The 19283-nt window shown below is 65.6% G+C and carries 19 protein-coding genes; 5 read left to right on the forward strand and 14 right to left on the reverse strand.

All coding sequences use genetic code 11. The features are described 5' to 3' along the window. Positions 1–81 precede the first annotated feature (81 nt). A complete protein-coding gene (locus QX108_RS00640; protein WP_315784957.1) occupies positions 82–876 on the forward strand; it encodes a hypothetical protein in 795 nt (264 codons plus the stop codon). A gap of 341 nt (positions 877–1217) precedes the next feature. After that, on the forward strand, positions 1218–2810 hold the full coding sequence (locus QX108_RS00645; RefSeq protein ID WP_315784954.1) for a helix-turn-helix domain-containing protein: 1593 nt from the start codon (positions 1218–1220) through the stop codon (positions 2808–2810). A 934-nt stretch (positions 2811–3744) separates the two neighbouring features. Here the strand turns inward: QX108_RS00645 and QX108_RS00650 are convergent. The 14 genes from QX108_RS00650 to QX108_RS00715 all read right to left on the reverse strand — a co-directional run bounded on the left by QX108_RS00650 (position 3745) and on the right by QX108_RS00715 (position 16661). Next, positions 3745–4386, reverse strand: a complete 642-nt coding sequence (locus QX108_RS00650) for a hypothetical protein (protein WP_315719612.1) — start codon at positions 4384–4386, stop codon at positions 3745–3747. A 104-nt stretch (positions 4387–4490) separates the two neighbouring features. Beyond that, the gene (locus QX108_RS00655; protein WP_315719613.1) at positions 4491–5375 is read right to left on the reverse strand and encodes a hypothetical protein; all 885 of its coding nucleotides are present in this window, start codon (positions 5373–5375) and stop codon (positions 4491–4493) included. A 53-nt stretch (positions 5376–5428) separates the two neighbouring features. Continuing rightward, on the reverse strand, positions 5429–6742 hold the full coding sequence (locus QX108_RS00660) for an NAD(P)/FAD-dependent oxidoreductase (protein WP_315784950.1): 1314 nt from the start codon (positions 6740–6742) through the stop codon (positions 5429–5431). A 106-nt stretch (positions 6743–6848) separates the two neighbouring features. Next, positions 6849–9266, reverse strand: a complete 2418-nt coding sequence (locus QX108_RS00665) for a hypothetical protein (RefSeq protein ID WP_315784948.1) — start codon at positions 9264–9266, stop codon at positions 6849–6851. Positions 9267–9297: 31 nt separating this feature from the next. Beyond that, a complete protein-coding gene (locus QX108_RS00670) occupies positions 9298–9990 on the reverse strand; it encodes a hypothetical protein (RefSeq protein ID WP_315784944.1) in 693 nt (230 codons plus the stop codon). A gap of 20 nt (positions 9991–10010) precedes the next feature. After that, positions 10011–11066, reverse strand: coding sequence for a hypothetical protein (locus QX108_RS00675; RefSeq protein WP_315719617.1), 1056 nt, complete (start codon positions 11064–11066; stop codon positions 10011–10013). Between the two features lie 4 nt (positions 11067–11070). Then, complete coding sequence (locus QX108_RS00680; RefSeq protein WP_172108188.1) at positions 11071–11415, reverse strand: hypothetical protein; 345 nt, start codon at positions 11413–11415, stop codon at positions 11071–11073. Between the two features lie 101 nt (positions 11416–11516). Beyond that, positions 11517–12149, reverse strand: coding sequence for a RebB family R body protein (locus tag QX108_RS00685; protein ID WP_315784939.1), 633 nt, complete (start codon positions 12147–12149; stop codon positions 11517–11519). A 1-nt stretch (position 12150) separates the two neighbouring features. Beyond that, positions 12151–12372: a RebB family R body protein gene (locus tag QX108_RS00690; RefSeq protein ID WP_210265422.1), complete on the reverse strand. Its 222-nt coding sequence runs from the start codon at positions 12370–12372 to the stop codon at positions 12151–12153. A 67-nt stretch (positions 12373–12439) separates the two neighbouring features. Continuing rightward, positions 12440–12712: a RebB family R body protein gene (locus QX108_RS00695; RefSeq protein WP_172108192.1), complete on the reverse strand. Its 273-nt coding sequence runs from the start codon at positions 12710–12712 to the stop codon at positions 12440–12442. Between the two features lie 73 nt (positions 12713–12785). Then, positions 12786–13055, reverse strand: a complete 270-nt coding sequence (locus QX108_RS00700) for a RebB family R body protein (RefSeq protein ID WP_172108194.1) — start codon at positions 13053–13055, stop codon at positions 12786–12788. A gap of 70 nt (positions 13056–13125) precedes the next feature. Continuing rightward, positions 13126–13395, reverse strand: a complete 270-nt coding sequence (locus QX108_RS00705; protein ID WP_172108196.1) for a RebB family R body protein — start codon at positions 13393–13395, stop codon at positions 13126–13128. Between the two features lie 73 nt (positions 13396–13468). After that, positions 13469–13753 carry a RebB family R body protein gene (locus tag QX108_RS00710; protein ID WP_172108198.1) on the reverse strand — a complete coding sequence of 95 codons (285 nt, stop codon included), beginning with the start codon at positions 13751–13753 and terminating at the stop codon, positions 13469–13471. A 532-nt stretch (positions 13754–14285) separates the two neighbouring features. After that, entirely contained in the window at positions 14286–16661 is a 2376-nt protein-coding gene (locus tag QX108_RS00715) for a xanthine dehydrogenase family protein molybdopterin-binding subunit (RefSeq protein ID WP_315719619.1), read from the reverse strand. A gap of 200 nt (positions 16662–16861) precedes the next feature. Between QX108_RS00715 and QX108_RS00720 the strand changes: the two genes are divergently transcribed. From QX108_RS00720 to QX108_RS00730, 3 genes are all read left to right on the forward strand, one after another. Further along, entirely contained in the window at positions 16862–17935 is a 1074-nt protein-coding gene (locus tag QX108_RS00720; RefSeq protein WP_315719620.1) for a Ppx/GppA phosphatase family protein, read from the forward strand. A 236-nt stretch (positions 17936–18171) separates the two neighbouring features. Then, on the forward strand, positions 18172–18867 hold the full coding sequence (locus QX108_RS00725) for an RlmE family RNA methyltransferase (RefSeq protein WP_315784931.1): 696 nt from the start codon (positions 18172–18174) through the stop codon (positions 18865–18867). Between the two features lie 102 nt (positions 18868–18969). After that, entirely contained in the window at positions 18970–19248 is a 279-nt protein-coding gene (locus tag QX108_RS00730; RefSeq protein ID WP_315719622.1) for a DUF3551 domain-containing protein, read from the forward strand. Positions 19249–19283 lie beyond the last annotated feature (35 nt).

Below are 19283 nucleotides of genomic sequence, written 5' to 3' on the forward strand. Positions count from 1 at the left end.
GGGAATTGCGAGCCAAACGCTGCGCTTGCCAGGGGCTTTCCTGCCGCTACCATCGCCGAAAAGGGTCGAAGGGAGGCAAGGATGTCCGGTGAAATCGCGCCTTACGCGGTCGAGGCGTTCAACACGGCCAAGCAGTCCGAGAACAAGATGCACGACGACGGCGTGGCCCGCCGCTTCGGCTTCGCCGGCGGCCTTGTGCCCGGCGTCGAGGTGCTGGCCTATATGCTGCACCAGCCGGTCGCGCGCTGGGGGCGTGCGTTCCTGGAACGGGGCCTGATCGAGTCGCGCTTCATCAAACCGGTCTACGACGGCGAGATCGCCGAAGTCAGGGCGAGCGAGGAAGGGGAGGGGCTCGGCCTGGAGGTGATCAGTCAGGGTCAGCTCTGCGCCACCGGTTCCGCAACGCTGCCAACGGCCCCGCCGGATGTGACGCTGGCGGACTATCGCGATGTTCCGCCCGCAGCCGTGCGGCCGCCGATCGGCGCAGACTCGTTCGCGGTCGGTAGCCTGCTCGGCACGGCGCCGCGCGCCTGGCCGGGGCAGGCGGCCACGATGTATCTCGACGAGATTCGCGAGCGCGATCCGATCTATGCCAACGAGCGGCTCGGTCATCCCGGCATGCTGCAGCGGATGATGAACCGGCTGCTGGTCGACAACGTCGTGCTCGGTCCGTGGATCCACGTCGGCAGCCGGATGCAATTGCTGGCGGCGATCGCCGAGACCGACGAGATCACGGCGCGGGGACGGGTGACCGCCAACTACGACAAGAAGGGCCACCGCTTCGTCGAGATCGACGCGCTGGTGGTTGCGGACGGCGATCGGCCGCTGGCCCATTGCCGTCACGTCGCAATCTACCAGCCGCGCCCGCAGGCTTGACGGCTGCGTCATGGCGTCGCCGCTATCAAGACGATTTGATCATTAATAGTGAGGCCGTTCATACGCAATCTAAAATTGTGTATGCTTCCTTCTGCCCGTCATGTGAAGGGGCGAGGATCGGTGAGCGTATTCGACGAACACGGTGTGCCCGCCAGCTGCGTCATATCTGGGCATGCCATGACGAGGCGTGTTCTGCTCGGGAGCGGCATCGACGAGGTCTGCGGCAGCAGGGGCGAGTTTGCCGTGTTGGGTCGACACGCATTTCCGGTGCCGTCAGCACGATCATGAAGGATCAGAGGGGACCCGAAGCTGGCGATCACGCCTGGCGGGAATTGGCCAGGATGAGCCGGCCGTATCTGGAGGTCGCCGATTTCCTCGTGAGCTATGCGCAGCGGCTGGCCGAGTTGTCGCGCGCAGCGACGGTTGAGATCGCGGTCGCCGATCTCGGGCGCATCGTGCTGTCGAGATCCGGGACCGAGACGGTGCAGGACTGGCTCAGCGAGCGGGATGGCGGTGCTGCGGCGGCCTCCGAGCGCGAGCCGCGACGGGCGCCGGAGTGGCGGCTCGAACCGACGCCATCCGTCACAGTGCCGCTGGTCTATGCCGATGTGGGGATCGGCCGCCTGAACCTGGCCTGGGACCGGCGGCGGAGCGGGTCGGACCTTTCTGAGGCGCTGGCGGATTGCGCGCGCCAACTCGCCTTCGTGGTGAAGCGCTACGAGGTCTGCGAATGGGCGCGGCAGCGCCTCGGCCGCTCGCTGTTGCTGGTCGGCGCCAGCGATGCCGTGCGCAACCTGGAAATTTTCGTCGAGAAGGCCTCGCACAGCGATCTGCCTTGCCTGCTGCAGGGCGAGTTCGGAACCGAGACGCCGTATCTGGCGGCCGCCATCCATTGCTGTGGACCGCGCCGCGATCTGCCGTTCGTGCAGGTCAATTGCGCCCAGCCGCGCGGGGCGCCGCAGGACTGGTTTCGGCAGGCCGAGGGCGGCACGCTGTTCTTCAGCGACATCGACATGCTGGCGCCGGGCCTGCAGAACGAGCTGCCGCAATACATGCATTCCCGTCTCGGACAATGGCTCGACGTCTCCAGCACGACGCGGGTGCGCGTGATCGCGTCCGCCAGCGGCGATCTGCCCCGGCTGGTGGCCGAGCGTGCCTTCGCACGTCAATTGCTGGCGGAGCTGGATTTCCTCCCGGTCAGCGTGCCGCCGCTGCGCGAGCGCAACGATGACATCGAGCCGCTGGTGATCGCCGCCCTCGAGGGACATGGTCACCGCGCAGAGGACAAGATCAGTGCGGAGATGCTCGAACTGTGCCGCAGCTATGCCTGGCCCGAGAACGCATTCGAGGTGGAGCGCGTGATCGCCCGGCTGGCGGTGATGACCGGACGGGCCAGGATCCGCGCCGACGACGTCAGGCGCTATTTTCCGGCGCTCCACGCGCAGGCGGAGCAGGCCGCGGCGCCGGCGACGCCCGTGGTCATGGCGCCGCCGGCACCCGAGGCCGTTCTCGAGCCGATGGTCGCGCCAGTGCCGGTGTCGGATGGCGGTGGGCCCGACGACTGGGTCCATCACGTGCTCAACAAGGACGTGAAGGCGCTGTCGCGCCTGCATCCCAACCTCCGCAAGGCTCTGATCTATCTGGTCGACCATTACGCCGAGCCAATCCGGCTCGACACGCTGGCAAGACAGGCCCATGTCAGCCAGTCGCATCTGAGCTTCCTGTTTCGCCATAGCCTGCAGACATCATGCAAGGCGATGCTGTCGCGCATCCGGGTCGAGAAAGCCAAGGAGCTCTTGGCCACCAATGCGCGGCAGCCGATCACCGACGTGGCGCTGCAGGTCGGCTTCGCCGATCTCAGCCATTTCGAGAAATACTTCCGCCGCCAGGTCGGCCGCACCCCGCGCGAGTACCGGCGCATGGCGGCGGAGTGAGACATGTCCATCGGCCTCGCGTGGCCATCGCCATTGTCGTCATCAGAGAGTTCTTGTCAGCCGTCGTGCTCAGGGAGATAATGCCAAGTGAAGCAACCCTCGCGCGAGATTTCGGAGGTCGCAGATGTCGTCCAGCCAGAGTGTGTTCGACGGCAGTGAAGCAGAAGCTTCGACGAGATCGCAAACCCCGGGCGCGCGACGATCCACATCGTCCGATCGATCATCAGCGTTCGATGCCTTTGAGCCGCAAGCCGCCGGAGTGTTCGATGAACCACGGTCCGGGATGCCGCATCGGGCTCGGTCCGTCCCGGATCGAAGCCGACATGGCGATCTCTTCTCGGATCTGGGATCGGATGTGTCGGTGCCCGGTCGCGTTTGCGGCCTTGGCTCGCTTCCGCAGGGTGCAACCCGTCAGACACGACTGCCGGCCGCACCGCGTCCTGTGAAGGTGCTTGCTGAAGGGTCGGCAGGCCTGAGCCCGGATGGAGGCGACATCTTCGCTGAGCGCTCTTCCGAGACGTCGCGTCGGTCCCGGCCGGTGGCAGGTCTGAGCCCAGGCGAAGACCTGTTCTCGGACGTGTTCGCGGCTGTGCCGGCGCCCGGTTCGGCCCGCAGCCCCGTCCCAGTGCCACGGGCCGCGGCCCATCAGGGAGCGCTATCGCGATCAAAGTCGTCCGTTGCAGGTTCGCGCGTATCGCATCCGACGCGGCTGCTCGCTGATGCGTCGCCGTCGAGATCCGCCTTGCGTTCGTCAGCAGGATCGAGCGTGTTCGACGATGATCCGCCAAGCGAGCCGCGGCGCTGCCGCCTGGTTCGTCTCCGAAGGACCGCGCGGCGCCGGCGCATGGTCGTCATCGACCGGTCCGGAGTATGACAGCGGCCTCGGAGGGCGGCCTGGGAGAAGAGGGTATTACGCGTCCAGCCGCGGATGCTCTCAGAAGCTGTCACCCGGGCCGAAGAGCTGCTGATTGACCCGCGGTGTGCCGACCTTGGGCATGCTCTCCATCGTGGTCTTGCCGATCGCGGATTTGTCGATCGCGGATTTGTCGATCTCCTTGGCGGCTCGCCATTCCCCCTCGCTGCCCGAAAATGCGAGATAGAAGGCGATGCCGCCGACCGACAGCACGCGGTTGAAGATGTAGTTGACGTCGTCCGGCTTCCAGCCAGACATGCCATCATCCGCGGATTTTTCGATGGTGACCGCGAGCATGAAGGCGCCGCTGTCCACGTAGATGTTGCGGCGGCCCTCGTCCAGCTTTTTGAGATCCTTCTCGACCTCCGACATGAAGGTCGGCGCACTCTGCTTTGCCGTCTGAGCCTTGATCTCGACGAGAATTTGATACTTCGTCAACAATTCGGGGTTGAGCAGGAGATCGACCCGCCAACTCTCCTGATGGTAGACGCTCTGCTCGCGGGCTATCTGTCCCTTGTATTTGGCCTTGAGATATCCTGCGAGATCGGCCTGTAGCCAAGCCTCGTAGCCTCCATCATCGAGCGCCGTCACCAGCTGCAGGCCGGCGATGCCGCGGTCGTTGGCCCAGGCCAGCAGGCCTTCACAAAATTCTTTCTCATTCATGATCTGGTCCTCGAGGCGCAAAGCTGCCTTGCGGTCTCAAGCGGGACTCGGCACGCCATCGCCTGGGTTGCAGCTGGGCGCGACATCGGTGATCGCGGCCGGAGTCATTCCAGCGCCAGCACATGGACGATGCCCTCACCGCAGCGTTGGCATTTGTAGTGGCCGTCATCCTGCGTGCCCCAGTGGAATACGCCGGCCTCGTCGTAGCTTCCGAGATGCGCCTCGCAGGCGACGAAGCCGCATCGGCCGCATTGCCCCGAGCCGGAACGGATCGGGGCCTGACAGACGAAGGGAAAGCTTCCTCCCTCCTTCTTCGTCCGCATCACCCAGCCGCGGCACGTCGAGTACGGCACGGTCGCCAGTTGATCGACCTGGTTCTGATGCAGTCCGGCAATCGTCACGGCGACGAAGGCGAGGTCTTCATCCCACACCTTCGAACATGAGAACATCAGCGGCCAATCCGGCACCGTCTGAATCTGCTGCTTGGCCGCTGGCCCGAGATACAGCCTGAGAGCCCAATGATCGGTGTTCCACCAGTTCTTGCTGCGGACGATCACGTTGTAGCGGCTGTCGGCATCGAACGGAATCGGTTCGAGCCCGTTGACGCGAAGCATGATGCGGACGAGACATTCGAGAAACTCCGTCTGGGGCGCGCAGTCCTGTTCGAGCTCAGGTCCTTCCATGGTTGCCTCCCGCAACAACGCCGCCATGCGCTGGAGATCGACGGCGTTTCCCTCCTGCGGATATTGCTGAGCGGCATCCTGCTTGATGCCCAGTGGATAGCCCATCGCGTCCGTGTTCAGCACGTTTGCGATGATGCTGCTGTTGCTCTTGAAGTCGTCAACGGTCAGCGTTCCGCCGCTGAGCACCCAGTTCCAGCACGCATACTGATAGAGCGGACCGGTGATGGTGTTCGGGACCTGCTGCCCGTTCCGTGTCCGCTCGTAGCTGAACAGCCGGCGTATGACGGCCATGGGAAGGTTCGGCATGGAAGTCTCCCAGAGTTTCGTATCAGTCGATCAATGGTCCATCGGCTGGCGCGTCAGGCCCAGCCGGCCTTCTGCAAAATCGTCGTTGCGGCTCGTTCACCCGAGTAGAAGGCGCCGTGAATCGTGCCGTAGGCGTCCACCCAGGTGGCTTCGCCGGCGAAAAGGATTCGTCCCCCGCCATGCGGCTTGCCGAGCTCCAGCCGCGCATTCAGCGCCGTCGGATCGTTGGCATTGCCGCCGTCGTAGCGGGTGAACGAGTAGGCGCCGCGGATGTGAGGCTGCATCGACCAGTTGGTGAGCATGGGTTTCTGGAGGGGGACGATCTCCGCGGGCGCGTAGGCTGCATTCAGGACCTTGAACAGCGCGGCAACGACCGTCTCGTCGTCCATCCTGTCGAGCATGTGAGCGAAGTTGCCGGAGGCCACGCAGATCAACGCCTGCGGCGCCGTCGGCAGGCGGAAATATTGCCAGCAGCCTCCCAGTGCGCCGTCGTGGACATAGTAGTCGCAGCTCGGCGCGATCGCGTCCGGCATCTGCTTCGGACAGAACGCGACCTTCTTGTAGGATCCGAGCAGCACATAGGTCAGGGCGGTGGTCCGCTCGAAGGTCAACGGCGGCTCGAACGCAATGCCGGCGATTGCGCTGCAGGGCACGGTGACGATGCAGTAGTCGTAGTCGCCGACCACCTGCTCGCCGGCGCAGATCCGCACACGATTTTCGGCAGTCAGCAGCCGGACGGCCGAGACGACGGTCGCGGGGTGGAGCGTCAGCGTGTCGGGAAAGCTCTTTTGCAGGCTGCGCCCATAGGCGTCGACGAGGGTGCCGATGCCGTTCTCGACGAACAGAACCTCGCCGCTGCCTTCAGCCTGTCGCTCCCGGTCGGCCGCGATATATTGCCAGGGCTCGGCGGATTCCGCGATCGATCCATATTGGCTGGAGCCGAGCGCAAGCGCGGCATCGGCGCCCGACGTGGGGGATTGGGCGATCGGAGCGGCGTTGCGGGACTGAATAGCCGCCGCGTAGCTCTCATCCAGCAGCGTTTGCACCTCGTTGATCCCAGGGGTACCAAGCCTGTTCTGCCAGACGCCGTCGAGCTGGACGCGGTAGTACGTCCCGGCGGCCTTGTCGTCGCGGGGAAGCAGCTCGAAGTCCAGCGACTTCGCGATCCCGGTCCACGGATTGACCTCGGGGTCCTGAATGAACTGCGGTCCCAGATCGAAGGGAAACCCCTGATCCGGCCGGGTCCAGGCGCGGCCGCCGAAGCGCTCGTAGGCGTCGACCAGAGTGACGTGTTGCTTGTTCTTCAGCAACAATTGAGCTGCCCCGAGCCCTGCGCAGCCGCCGCCGATGATGACGACCTTGACCATGTTCGTCAGTCCTTGGTGGAACGATCGAGGGAGGCGGTATCGCTCCCGGCGCGTTCAGTTCATGTGCGACGCCGTCCCCTTGCCTGCGCAGAGGCGGCGCCGCTTTTCAGAGCCTTGCCCTGAGCTGTCGGGGCGGCCTTGCGAGGACCGCGGCCTCCATCGCGATCAACGTGCCGAGCGTCTCTGCGAGCTTCCAGCGCGTCGCCCATTCACCGACATCGGCTGCGCGCCCACGGCACCAGGGTATCAGCTCGAGCAGACCCAAGACGGCGAGCGGTCCAACACGGTTGAGAACGATATTGCTGCTGAGGCGCGGACGCAGCGAGAAGCGGATCAACAGTGGGCAGTAGCTGGTCGTGCCCAGTGGCAGGGATGTCTTGGCAAACACATTGACGGTGTTGAGGGGGGCGATCTTGCCGACGATTCCGAAGGCCGGGATCTGGCTGGCAGCCTGTTCGACCATCTGGGCAAAGCTGGTGAGCTGCGAGTCGGAGATCTCGCTTTCGCTCACACATGTCTCGTAGTGCAGGTCGATGGCGGCAAATTCGGCGGGAATGACGTTGCCCTCGATCGTCGGTGACGCGAAGAGACGGTGGAGATTGGCGGCATAGCTTCCTTCCGCCACGGCCAGCACTTTCGGTGCGACGGCAACCTGGGCCGTGAGCCCGAAGATGGCCGCGTTCTGGCTCAGGACGAATCTCCCGCGCTCCGCGAGATGCGTGACCATCATGGCGGAGACGGCGTCACACCACTTGAACACCAGTCCTGCCTGCTTGATCTCGCTCTCGCTGGACATGCCATCGATCAGATCCTTGAGCGTCGCGCTGTTCACGACATCGAATGCCTCGGCAAGCCCGGGATCGAGTGCGAGCTCGTAGGCGACGCAGAACTGGCCGAGCAAAATCCACGCGAGATTCCGAATGCGCGGGAGACCGACACGGGAGACCTGCTGCTGGCACAAGACGAGCCCGGCGGTCGTTACGAACCCTTGTTCCCATGCCACGTAGAACTGCGCATCGTCCGTGCCCAAGACCTCCAGCAGCCGCGCCAGCCGCGTCTCACGCTTGTTCGCCGAGGGGGATATGCCGGCGTCGGACTCCCGGATGACGTCGATCAGATCGTCGATGAAGTAGCTGGCGCCCGGATACGGAACGCCATTGACCGTTTTGATGCTTCGGCGGACATGCCGCCATTGTTGCAGGAGCTCGATCGTATAGTAGCGCGGAATGCCGACGTCGATCAGCTCCGCCTTGCAACTGCCTGACGGCTTGTCGGCGATCTCGCGCCAGACGCTTTCCAGCGAAAGCAACGGATCCAGACTCAAGGCATTCTCGTCGATCGTGTCCTGCCAGGCGAGCACGAAGACGTTGTCGATCACCTTGTCGAGGGTCTCGACCGAGCTGGCCCTTGTCCTTGCATAGGTCTCCGTGGAGACGATGAGGGAGGGGGCATTGGCCATCAGATTGGCGGAGAATATGAAGTTGTCGCGCAGCAGCATGTTGTCGACAATGGCGCGAGTCCGCTCGTAGAGTTGCCACCACTCGCCCGGAGGCAGATAGGGATCGATGAGGATCTGCGTGTCCCAGTCGTTTTCACCGCGCTCGGGCGTGCCCAGGAGATAGGCCAGGCCGCGACCGCCTTTAAGGAAGAAGACGACCTTGCCGTCGAGCTCACGTGACAAGGCGGCGATCATCCGCTGCAGCAGCTTGAACAGCCAATCCTGCTCATTGTGCATGAGCTTCGTCAGTTGGGAGCTTGCAATGCTGCGGTAGATGCCGTCTTCGCTCCTTCTTACGAGAAGGCTATAGGGAACGAGAAGACGCAGAAGGAAGAAGTGCGGTATGGCCTCGTTGTTGGTCACGATGCAGAAGCCGTGGACGATGCTGTGCAGTGCGTCGCTTACGGCAGTGAGATTTCTCAGGCAGGTGCCGGCGGCGGCGCGCGCTTCGTCAACTAAGGCGCCTGGTTTGATCTTCGCGCATTCGACCGGCACCGCCTTGCACATTTGAATGCAGGTCTGCAGACATGTGATGGTCTGCATGCTCGGATCGAGGTCGATGAGGTATTGGCAGATCTTCACGAACTCCTTTGCGATATCTTGTGCGCGGGCACCGATATTGATGAGATCGCCCCCCTTTTTGTAGGCTTCGACGACCTCGTACAGCTGCTTCGACTGCGCATTGACATTGTCACGAGCGTTCTGCGCATCTCCTCCGGGCGGAAGTGGACCCGTCTCGATCCGAAAATATTGCTCCATCAGCAGGCTTGAGCGCAGCTGGCGTTGTTTGGCGGAGCTCTCCCGCGCGCTGAGCGCCGCGATGGCGTCCGGATAGGGAGGCCAGTAGAGCGGCAATTCTGGTCCTTTCCGGACCCACCGGATCGTCAGGTCGTGATGGTCGTTCACATAGTCGATCGTGACCGGAGCGGGCGGCTGCGATTGCGCGATGATCTCCGTGACCGTTCTCGCCATCAGCCCGAGGGCCTCGAGGGCCGCGTCATCCTTGTCGCAGAGCGTGCCGGGCATGCGTCGTGTTCTCCGTCCGCGGCGCGCCAGCTCAGGATGCTGCTGCGGTGCGCTGTATCGGCGGCTGGCTCGCGGCCATCGCGGCGCCGATGGAGCGTTCGGCGGCGATGACGCTTTGCTCGGCGGCCTCCTGGGCCTCGGCGATGATGGCGCGGCCCGCGGCGGCCATTGCCGACAGCTGGCGGTCGGTGAAGCCCGTGGCCTGGCGCGTGGCGATGATCGAGGCTGCGACGGCCTGTTCGGCGGTCTCGACCGTGGGCGAGGCGTATTCCATGGGAGGAGGCAGCGGCTCGACCTGCGGCCGGCGCGACAGCATGGCTGCCTGCGTCGCTGCCATCTTGCGCTCCATCGCGGCAGCCGTCCGGCCGACCGCTTCGTTGAAGGCGTGCTGAGCCGCGGCGATCGCCCGCGCGGCCTCGGCGAGGCGGTGCTCGATCTGATGGATGGAATGGGACGACAGCGGAGGCGCGGCCGGCTCGTCGATCTCGCTCACGGTCTCGTCCTCCGCCGTCTCCACCTGCTGCTCGATCGCGACCACCTCGTCGGCGCCGCTCTCGATCAGCTCGGCTTCGAGCTCGGCATGGCGGGCGAGGTCTGCCGCCGACTGCTCCTCGATCTGCTCGACGAAGGCTTCGGGCAGCATCGGTCCGGCATAGGGATTGTCGAGCAGGATGTCGGGCTCGTTCTCGGACGACGAGGTCGGGATCTGCTGCTGCTCGCTCATGATGGCCTGCCTCTCGGATGTCAGCTCTTTTCGGCGGGCGGTGCGATCCGCCGGAATTGGCGCAAGGTGATGTCGCCGTCGGCGCCCAGGTAAAGCTCGGCGTAGAGGTTGCCCGACTGCGTCGGCAGGATGCAGGAGCGACCATCCTGACTGATCCGGCCGGTCTTGGGATGGTTGGCGGACAGGAACGACTGGGCGTTGGCGAGATACAGCGTGACGACCTGCTGGGCGGCCGCGCCGGTCTCCTGCGTGAAGGTCGTGCTCTCGATGATGCGGCAGACGCCCTCCGACAGCCGGGCGAAGCCGAGCCGCCGGCCCTGGCGCAGCCAATTGTTGACGGCGGCCGCGACCTCGTGCGGCGGCACCAGGCCCTTGACCTGCGGGCAGTCGAGCGCACCGAACATCAGCGGCAGCAGCGTCTGCACCGCGGCATTGGCCTGTGAGAGGCGCTGATCGGCGGAGCTGGCGGCGCTCTTGAGCTTGGCCGTCAGCGCCATGTAGATGCGGTAGTAGTCGCAAAATTCGTCGGGCGTGCGGGCCTGCTGCACGGCGAATGCCGCCGCGTCGTTGCGGATGTCGGGGTTGCCGTCCTGCGGCTGTGGCAGCGCGATGAGCTCCCACAGCGCGATGGTCTCGTTGAGGCCGAGGCACTGGAACACGGGCGCTGCCGCGACGCCGAGCTGCGTGAGCAGGGCCGGGACCGCGGCGAGGTCCGATTGTCCACGTATGCCGTGGGCACTGAGGATGCTCTCGGTCTGGCTCGCCGTCGCCGCATCCTGTGCGCCGGTCTCCGCCTTCGCGAGCGTGCGCAGGTCGCCGAGATTGAAGGTCAGCAGCTTGACCGGACTGACCTGCAGGCACAGGCCGGGCAGCAGCGCTAGCGGCGAGCCGTGCAGCCCGTCCTGGATCTCGGCCATCATGCTGGTTTCGTCCGGGAAGCTGTAGCTCGCGGTCGGCGCGCGCACCGCCCAGTCCAGCCATTGCACTCCGCCGTCGATGAACGCCAGGACCACCGCCCCGATCTCGGAGAGGCCGCCGCGGCCTTGGATCAGCCTGTTTGCGACCGTCACCGTCATGACATCACCCCGACGGGAAGTTCTTGAGGATGGTGGAGGCGGCGGCGCCGATCTGCGCGAAGTCCTCCGTCGCCGATTTCATCATGCCCTGCGCCGTCACCAGCGCTTCGGCATATTTCGGCTCGCCGGTCGCCAGCAGCTGCGCCATGGCGACGCCGGAGGCGGTGGTGGCGATGGTCGAGACGTTGCGCAGGGCGTCCGCCGCATCCTGGATCGCGATTGCCGCCGATTGCGCCACCGACTGATAGGCCTTGCCAGCGCCGCTGGTGAGCACGACCTGCGGCGCCATGGTCGCCTTCTGGACCTGGTTGATCACGTCGATGATCTGGGCGTCGACATTGCTCGGCATCTGCGTTTCCTCAACCGAACCGGCCGCCGCGGCAGGGGAGCGGCATCCCGGATCATGATGGTCTCGTCAGGTTGTCCGGCCCGGGGCCTGGCCGGAGGCGATCAGGTTTTGGGCGGAGCCGGCGGCGTGCCGCCGGCCTCGGTGATCAGCTTGTTGAGATCGTCCTGCGCGGTCTGTGCCAGGCTGTTTGCGGTCGCGGCCTGCGCCTTCAGCGTATCGATCGCGGTCTCGGCATCGGCATAGGCGTTGGCGATCGAGGTGCCCGGCGTAGGCGGGGCCGACGGCGCCGTGCCGCCGGCATCGGCGACGATCTGGTTGAGATCCGCGGTCGCGGTCTGCGCGAGGTTCGAGGCCGCGCTGGCCTGCATCTTCAGGGCCGTCACCGCGCTTTCCGCTTCGGCGAAGGCCGCGGCGACCGCCGCGCTGGGCGAGGTGTTGGGCGGCGGTCCGGGCAGCGGATCGACCGAGGGCGGCGGAGGCTTCGGCACGGGCGGCGGTGCGATCGGAAACGGCACCGACAGCATCTTGGCGCAGGCCGCCGTCACCGCTGCCGAGCCGATCACGCTCGCGCCCTGCTGGCGACCGATGGCATTGTGCATCGCCATGCCGAGCGTCTCGACCATCACGGCGTCGAGCAGCCCGAAGGCCTGCGAGGGAGACTGCCCGGTGAGCAGCGTGACCACGCCGGTGGTCGAGTCGATGATCTGGCTGTTGACCGTCCCCGGATCGTTCATGTCACGAGCTCCCTTGCGCGATGATCATCGCCAGGACCTGCGCGAGCGCCGCGCCGGCCAGGACCTGGCCACGTTGCTGATTGGCCGCGGCGTTCGCCATCGCGAGCCCGAGGCTGTCGGCCATCGCCACATAGGTCATCCCCATGGCGACGGATGGCGCGAGCCCGACATTGACCACGTTGCCGTCGACCACGGCCGTCAGCGATGCGGATGCAGTTGGCACGGCGAACCGCTCCGTTGGCAGCGCGCACGCCTGCGGCTAGCCGGCGGCACCGTCGATGGACGGCCTGCTACACCAGGCCGAGCACCTTCTCGGTGGCGATGCCGGTCGTCCCGGTATCGAGCGTCAGCAGCGTGGAGATGCCCTGCGTGGTCGAGGCCTGCATCGTCACGTAGGACTGCTGCTGGTTGTTGGTCGCGTTGTGGGCCGCGTTGGACAGCGCCTGGCTGGTGGCGATGAACAGATTGCCCATCGCGACGGCCGGCGCATCACCGAGCACCTTGGTGTTCACCTGGCTGATGGAGTCGGTGATCTGACTGTTGACGGCGGTCGGGAATGCCATGATGTCTCTCCTTTGCGAGTGCTGTTGACGTAGGGTCGTCTCTCGATCGGCCAGGCGTCACGCGGGACGATGCCTAGCTCTTCAGGATGGTCGACGTCGCCAGTCCGGTCGACGCCGTATCGAGCGAATACAGCAGCGCGACGCCTGCCGTCGTCGCTGCCTGGGCAGTGACGTACATCTGCTGCTGCGCCAGGGTGGCGTTATGCGCCGCATTCGCCAGCGCCTGCGCCGTCGCCTGGTACAGGTTGCCCATCGCGATCGCGGGTGCCGTACCGAGCACCTGGACGTTGCTCTGGGTCACGGAGTCCGTGATCTGACTGTTGACTGCCGTGGGAAATGCCATCTCACCAGCTCCCTGGGATCGTTAGGCGCGTGCCAAGATCGGGCGTGACCGGTCCCGCGCTCGTGCTGCGTCAGGACGACAGGATGTCCTTGGTGGCGACGCCGGTGGCGGCGGTGTCGAGCGAGTAGAGCGTGGCGACGCCCATGGTCGTTGCCGCCTGCGCGGTCACGTAGCTCTGCTGCTGCGAGTTGGTGGCGTTGTGGGCGGCGTTCGCCAGCGCCTGCGCGGTCGCCTGGAACAGGTTGCCCATCGCGATCGCCGGCGCGTCGCCGAGCACCTTGGTGTTGGCCTGGGTGACGGAATCGGTGATCTGATTGTTGACTGAGGTCGGGAATGCCATGGCTTGGTCCTTTCAGGTGGAAGGCGATCGAGGTGGTCGGGAAGCAAACTGGTGCGGAGCGCGCGTCAGCTGGTCAGAGGCCCTTGACGCCAGTGTTGAGGATGTCGGCGGTTGCGACGCCGGTGGTCGCGGTGTCGAGCGAGTAGAGCGTGGCGACGCCCATGGTGGTCGCGGCCTGGGTCGTCACGTAGCTCTGCTGCTGCGCATTGGTCGCGTTGTGCGCGGCGTTGGCCAGCGCCTGCGCCGTGGCCTGATAGAGGTTGCCCATCGCGATCGCGGGCGCATCACCGAGGACCTTGGTGTTGGCCTGGGTGACGGAATCGGTGATCTGGTCATTGACCGACGTCGGGAAAGCCATCTCGTCCTTCTCCCTGTTTGAACCGAGATCCACCTCGTGACGCATCGCGCGTCGTTCGGCGTGGCACCGGCGTCCGGGCGTGTCCCGAGGATGCCAACCGGCGTTGCAACAACCCTAGGGAGAGCTGAACTCGCGCGATAGTCGAAAGGGATGGAACTCAGGGACAAATCCGGGAGAAAACGGCCGGGTCGTTCCGTCGATTCTGCCGCAATTCAGCGATCTGCCCGTACGCGCACGACGGGATTTCGGTGGCATGCCTTCTCGGAAACGGGATCAGCCGCCCAAGCCCATGATCGGTGTCAGCGAGAGCAAGTCGCGAATGCGGCGGCTGCGGTGTTCGCCAAGCGGTCTTCCGGCTGCGCCGTCATTGCGAGCGCAGAGAAGCCATCCAGACTGCCGCCGTGGCAAGATTCTGGATTGTTTCGCTGCGCCGCTGCGCCCGCAATGCGGTCAAGACGGAGGAGAGGGCAGGGATCGATGCGGCGAGCAGGGTGCAACAGCCCCCGCGCGTTTCCCTGCAATGCGGAGGCGACTACGCTGCCGTCTTTGCCTTGCCGTCTTGGATCGCGCGCCACAGCTTCTCGGTCGTCAGCGGCATGTCCAGATGCTTGACGCCGTAGTCCGACAGCGCATCGATCACCGCGTTGATCACTGATGCCATGGATCCGGCGCAGCCGGCCTCACCGCAGCCCTTGGTGCCCAGCGGATTGCTCTTGGCGGGCACCGGATGGTTGTCGACCGTCATCATCGGCACGTCGGAAGCGCGCGGCAGCGCATAGTCCATCAGTGATCCCGTGATCGGCTGGCCGCTCTCGTCATAACGCAGATGCTCCATCAGCGCCTGGCCGATGCCCTGCGCCACGCCGCCATGCAATTGCCCGGCGACGATCATCGGATTGATGACGGTGCCGAAGTCGTTGATCGCGGTGTAGCCGACGATCTGCGCTACGCCAGTATCGGGTTCGATCTCGACCTCGCAGACATGGCAGCCGTTGGGGAAAGTCGATTCGGTCGCGGTCGAATTGTGGTCGACGTCGAGCGAGGCCGGCACGCCCTCGGGCATCTTGCCCTCGCGCATGCGCCGCGCCAGCTCCATGATGTCGATGCTGCGGTCGGTGCCGGCGATGGTGAACTGCCCGCCCGCGAACTCGATGTCGGCCTCCGAGGCCTCCAGCAGATGCGCCGCCGCCTGCTTGCCCTTAGCGATGACGAGCTGCGAGGACTCGACGATGGCCTGGCCGGTCGCCGTGATCGAGCGCGACCCGCCGGTGCCGTTGCCGAACCGCACGAGATCAGAATCGCTCTGCTCCAGCCGCACCTTCTCGAAGGGAACACCGAGCTGCGCCGACAGCACCTGCGCGAACGGCGTCGCATGACCCTGGCCGTAATCCAGCGTGCCGGTCGTGAGCGTCACGCCGCCATCGGCATCGAAAGTGATCTTGCCGAGCTCTCCGCTCGGCGGCGCGGTGACCTCCAGATATGAGCCGACGGCGATGCCGCGCAGCTTGCCGGCCTTGCGGCTCTCGCGCTTGCGCTTGGCGAAGCCGGCATAGTCGGAAACCTGTAGCGCCTTTTCGAACACCGCGGCGAAGTCGCCGGAATCATAGGTCACGCCCGAGGCCGCCGGGAACGGCATCTGGCTCGGCTTGATGAAGTTGCGCTTGCGGATGGTGAGACGGTCGATGCCCATCTCGCGCGCTGCGGTGTCGATCAGCCGCTCCATGAAGTAGTTGGCCTCGGGGCGGCCGGCGCCGCGATAGGCGCCCATCAGGGTCACGTTGGTCAGCACGGTCTTGATGTCGACGCCGAGCAGCGGTGTCTTGTAGACGCTGGCGAGGTTCTTGCCGGTGTTGAGCGACAGCGGCAGCGGCGCCACGCCCATGATGTAGGCGCCGAGATTGCCATAGCCGGAGAGACGCACCGCGAGGAACTTGCCGTCGGCATCGAGCGCCAGCTCGCCATGGATGATCTGGTCGCGGCCCTGGCTGTCCGACAGGAAGGCGGTGGTGCGCTCGTCGCGCCATTTCACCGGCTTCCCCAGCGCCTTGGCGGCATGCAGGATGCAGATATATTCGGGATAGGAGACGTTCTTCATCCCGAACGAGCCGCCGACATTGGTGGTGACGATGCGAACCTTCTCCGGTGCGACGTTGAGGATCTTGGCCAGCGTCGCCTTGTTGCCGGACACGCCCTGCGTCGGCACCTGCAAGGTGAATCGCTCGCTCTTGCCGTCGAACGCGGCCAGCGCCACGCGCGGCTCCATCGACACCACGGCGACGCGGGTGTTGACGATGTCGAGCTTGGTCACGTGCGCCGCCTTGGCGAACGCCTCGTCGATCTTGGCCGTGTCGCCATAGTGGTAGTCGAGCGCGACGTTGTTCGGGATGTGATCATAGAGCTGCGGCGCGCCCGGCTTGGTCGCCTCTTCGGCATTGGTGACGGCGGGCAGGGGCTCGATGTCGACCTCGACCGCTTCGGCCGCGTCGCGGGCCTGCGCCGCGGTCTCCGCCACCACAAAGGCGACGGGATCGCCGACGAAACGCACCTTGTCGGTGGTCAGTGCGGCGCGGTTGGTCTGCAGCAGCGGCGAACCGTCCCGGCTCTTCAGCGGCAGACCGCAGGTGAACGGGCCGTAGGCGGCCGCCGCCAGGTCGGCGCCGGTCCAGACGCCGAGCACGCCCGGCATGGCCTTGGCCGCCGTGGTGTCGATGCCCTTGATGATGCCGTGAGCATGGCTGGAACGCACGATCCAGGCATGCGCCTGGCCGGGCAGGTTGAAATCGTCGGTATATTTGCCGTGCCCGCGCACCAGCGTGTCGTCCTCCTTGCGCCGAACCGGCTGCCCGACGCCGTATTTCTGCAGCGCAATTGCGTTTTCGAGGGAGGCGGGGGAGGTGTGATCTTGCATGGATGAGGACCCAACGGGCTGGATTGGTCGCAAATGCGGGCTGTTCCCAGATAGTGCAGCGCCCGCGGCCGGACAACGGTTGATTAGGAATGGTGCATCACGCCTGATGGAGGGGCTGTTGCGCCGGCGCTATCCACTGATAATGTCTCGGGAAAGAGAACTTCCATCTGGGCCGGTTCGGCCAGCGGAAAGACATTTGAATGATCAATGACACGCGGCTGCGGGAGAGTCCCACGCCGCGCGGGAACCTGGAGCCCGGCTTGCGTCCGGGTCTGGACGTCGCGACCACAGCCTGCGCCAGCCATGGCAGCAGCGTGTATGCGGCCCTGGACCTCGGAACCAACAATTGCCGGCTCCTGATCGCCTGTCCGTCGGGCGACAGTTTTCGCGTGGTCGACTCGTTCTCGCGCATTGTCCGGCTGGGCGAGGGCATCTCGACCACCGGCTGCATCAGCGATGCGGCGATGGATCGGGCGATTGCCGCCCTTTCGATCTGCCGGGACAAGATCCAGTCGAAGAAGGCGCGGCGCCTGCGCCTGATCGCGACGGAGGCCTGTCGGGCGGCGGCCAATGCCGAAGGGTTCCGCAGCCGGGTGGCGGCGGAGACCGGCATCGAGCTCGAGGTGATCGACCGCGAGACGGAGGCGGCGCTGGCCGTCAAGGGCTGCGCGCCGCTGCTCGATCCTGGCGGGCGCGGGGCCATCCTGTTCGACATCGGCGGCGGTTCCAGCGAGCTGGTCCGGATCGAGCGTGATCCGTCGGATCGCAATGCCGAGCCGCGCATCAAGGCCTGGATGTCGATCCCGCTCGGGGTCGTGACCTTGGCCGAGCGCTTCGGGGGTCGTGACGTGACGCCGGAGATCTACACCGCCATGGTCGATGCGGTGGCCGAGCATGTCGGTCCGTTCGCGGCCGAGAATGGCGGCGATCTCGCCGGCATGCATCTGCTCGGCACCTCCGGCACGGTGACGACGCTCGCGGGCATTCATCTCAACCTCGCGCGCTATGATCGTCGTCGCGTCGACGGCATCTGGATCAACGATGCCGACATCACGACGACCATCGGTAAGCTCCTGGCCATGAGCTACCAGGAGCGCGCCGAGAACAATTGCATCAGCATCGACCGCGCCGACCTCGTGCTGGCCGGCTGCGCCATCCTCGACGCCATCCGGCAATCCTTCCCGCTGCCGCGGCTGCGCGTCGCCGATCGCGGCCTGCGCGAGGGCATGCTGGTCGAAATGATGCGCGAGGACGGCGCGCTCAGGACGGCGTGAGTTCTTCACCCTCCCCTGGAGGGGGAGGGTCGACTCCCATGAGCGCAGCGAATGGGAGTCGGGGTGGGGTGAGCCCCACGGGCAGTCTTGCCGTGGCTCACCCCACCCCGATCGCTCGCTTCGCTCCCGATCGACCCTCCCCCTCCAGGGGAGGGTGAACCAAATAGTGGCTGTCGGACCTTGATCATCGACCGATCCTACGTCGTCGGCATCCGGTCACGACCATCGAGAAACACATGGCAAAAGACACCACCGGCCGCATGCATGTGCAGGTCAAGACCGGGGGCAAGCGCAAGCTGTCCTCGAAACTCTGGCTGGAGCGGCAGCTCAACGATCCCTATGTGGCCCAGGCCAAGCGCGACGGTTATCGCTCACGCGCCGCCTACAAGCTGCTCGAGATCGACGACAAGCATCACCTGCTGAAACCCGGCATGACCGTGGTCGACCTCGGCGCTGCGCCCGGCGGCTGGAGCCAGATCGCGGCGCGGCGGGTCGGCGCCGAGGCGGGCAAGGGCAAGGTGATCGCGATCGACCTGCTGGAGATGGGCGAGATCCCCGGCGTGACGTTCACCCAGCTCGACTTTCATGCCGCTGACGCGCCCGAGAAGCTCCGCGCGATGCTCGGCGGCCGCGCCGACGTCGTGATGTCCGACATGGCGGCCAACACCACCGGCCATCGCAAGACCGACCAGCTGCGCATCGTCGGCCTCGTCGAGCTCGCCGCGCATTTTGCCGGCGAGGTGTTGAAGCCGGGCGGCGCGTTTCTCGCCAAGACGTTCCAGAGCGGCGCCGACGCCGAGCTGCTGGCGCAGCTCAAGCGCGATTACGCCAGCGTCCGTCACGTCAAGCCGGCAGCCAGCCGGCAGGGTTCCTCCGAGCGCTACGTGCTGGCGATGGGCTTTCGCGGCGGAGAGCAGACCGACCTGTTGTAATGGCGTCATTGCGGCTTTTGCGCCCTGGCGATACAGAGCAGGGGAAATCACCGTCTCGGGAATCGGCCTGGGCCGGCGAGACGTCGAGTCCGGAGGTCCTGCATGCGTGTCCTCAACTGGAGCGCCCTCGTGCTGGGTTTGGCGGTCGGGTCCGTCCTGTCGGGCGCTGCTCACGCCCAGGCCTACGATCCGCGCTATCCCGTGTGCATGAAGGTCTATGAAGGCGGCCGGTTCGGCGGTGGCGAGTGGATCGACTGCAGCTATACGTCGCTGCCGCAATGCCGCGCGACCGCGTCGGGCCGGGCGGCGATGTGCGACCTCAATCCCTTCTATGCCCCGCCGCAGCCGCCACCGCGCCGCGCGCATCGCCGGCATCACTGAAACATTTCATGACGGAACGGCCGTTGCCGTGCCGC

Origin of the sequence: Bradyrhizobium sp. SZCCHNR1002 (genome assembly GCF_032381435.1) — a bacterium.
Lineage (GTDB): Bacteria > Pseudomonadota > Alphaproteobacteria > Rhizobiales > Xanthobacteraceae > Bradyrhizobium > Bradyrhizobium aeschynomenes.

Coding starts and splice junctions, on each gene's coding strand:
- QX108_RS00640 (WP_315784957.1), top strand. CDS start 82: ATGTCCGGTGAAATCGCGCCTTACGCGGTCGAGGCGTTCAACACGGCC.
- QX108_RS00705 (WP_172108196.1), bottom strand. CDS start 13,395: ATGGCATTCCCGACCTCAGTCAACAATCAGATCACCGATTCCGTCACC.
- QX108_RS00660 (WP_315784950.1), bottom strand. CDS start 6,742: ATGGTCAAGGTCGTCATCATCGGCGGCGGCTGCGCAGGGCTCGGGGCA.
- QX108_RS00680 (WP_172108188.1), bottom strand. CDS start 11,415: ATGCCGAGCAATGTCGACGCCCAGATCATCGACGTGATCAACCAGGTC.
- QX108_RS00655 (WP_315719613.1), bottom strand. CDS start 5,375: ATGCCGAACCTTCCCATGGCCGTCATACGCCGGCTGTTCAGCTACGAG.
- QX108_RS00715 (WP_315719619.1), bottom strand. CDS start 16,661: ATGCAAGATCACACCTCCCCCGCCTCCCTCGAAAACGCAATTGCGCTG.
- QX108_RS00675 (WP_315719617.1), bottom strand. CDS start 11,066: ATGACGGTGACGGTCGCAAACAGGCTGATCCAAGGCCGCGGCGGCCTC.
- QX108_RS00725 (WP_315784931.1), top strand. CDS start 18,172: ATGGCAAAAGACACCACCGGCCGCATGCATGTGCAGGTCAAGACCGGG.
- QX108_RS00710 (WP_172108198.1), bottom strand. CDS start 13,753: ATGGCTTTCCCGACGTCGGTCAATGACCAGATCACCGATTCCGTCACC.
- QX108_RS00730 (WP_315719622.1), top strand. CDS start 18,970: ATGCGTGTCCTCAACTGGAGCGCCCTCGTGCTGGGTTTGGCGGTCGGG.
- QX108_RS00670 (WP_315784944.1), bottom strand. CDS start 9,990: ATGAGCGAGCAGCAGCAGATCCCGACCTCGTCGTCCGAGAACGAGCCC.
- QX108_RS00650 (WP_315719612.1), bottom strand. CDS start 4,386: ATGAATGAGAAAGAATTTTGTGAAGGCCTGCTGGCCTGGGCCAACGAC.
- QX108_RS00645 (WP_315784954.1), top strand. CDS start 1,218: ATGAGCCGGCCGTATCTGGAGGTCGCCGATTTCCTCGTGAGCTATGCG.
- QX108_RS00665 (WP_315784948.1), bottom strand. CDS start 9,266: ATGCCCGGCACGCTCTGCGACAAGGATGACGCGGCCCTCGAGGCCCTC.
- QX108_RS00700 (WP_172108194.1), bottom strand. CDS start 13,055: ATGGCATTTCCCACGGCAGTCAACAGTCAGATCACGGACTCCGTGACC.
- QX108_RS00720 (WP_315719620.1), top strand. CDS start 16,862: ATGATCAATGACACGCGGCTGCGGGAGAGTCCCACGCCGCGCGGGAAC.
- QX108_RS00685 (WP_315784939.1), bottom strand. CDS start 12,149: ATGAACGATCCGGGGACGGTCAACAGCCAGATCATCGACTCGACCACC.
- QX108_RS00695 (WP_172108192.1), bottom strand. CDS start 12,712: ATGGCATTCCCGACCGCCGTCAACAGTCAGATCACCGACTCCATCAGC.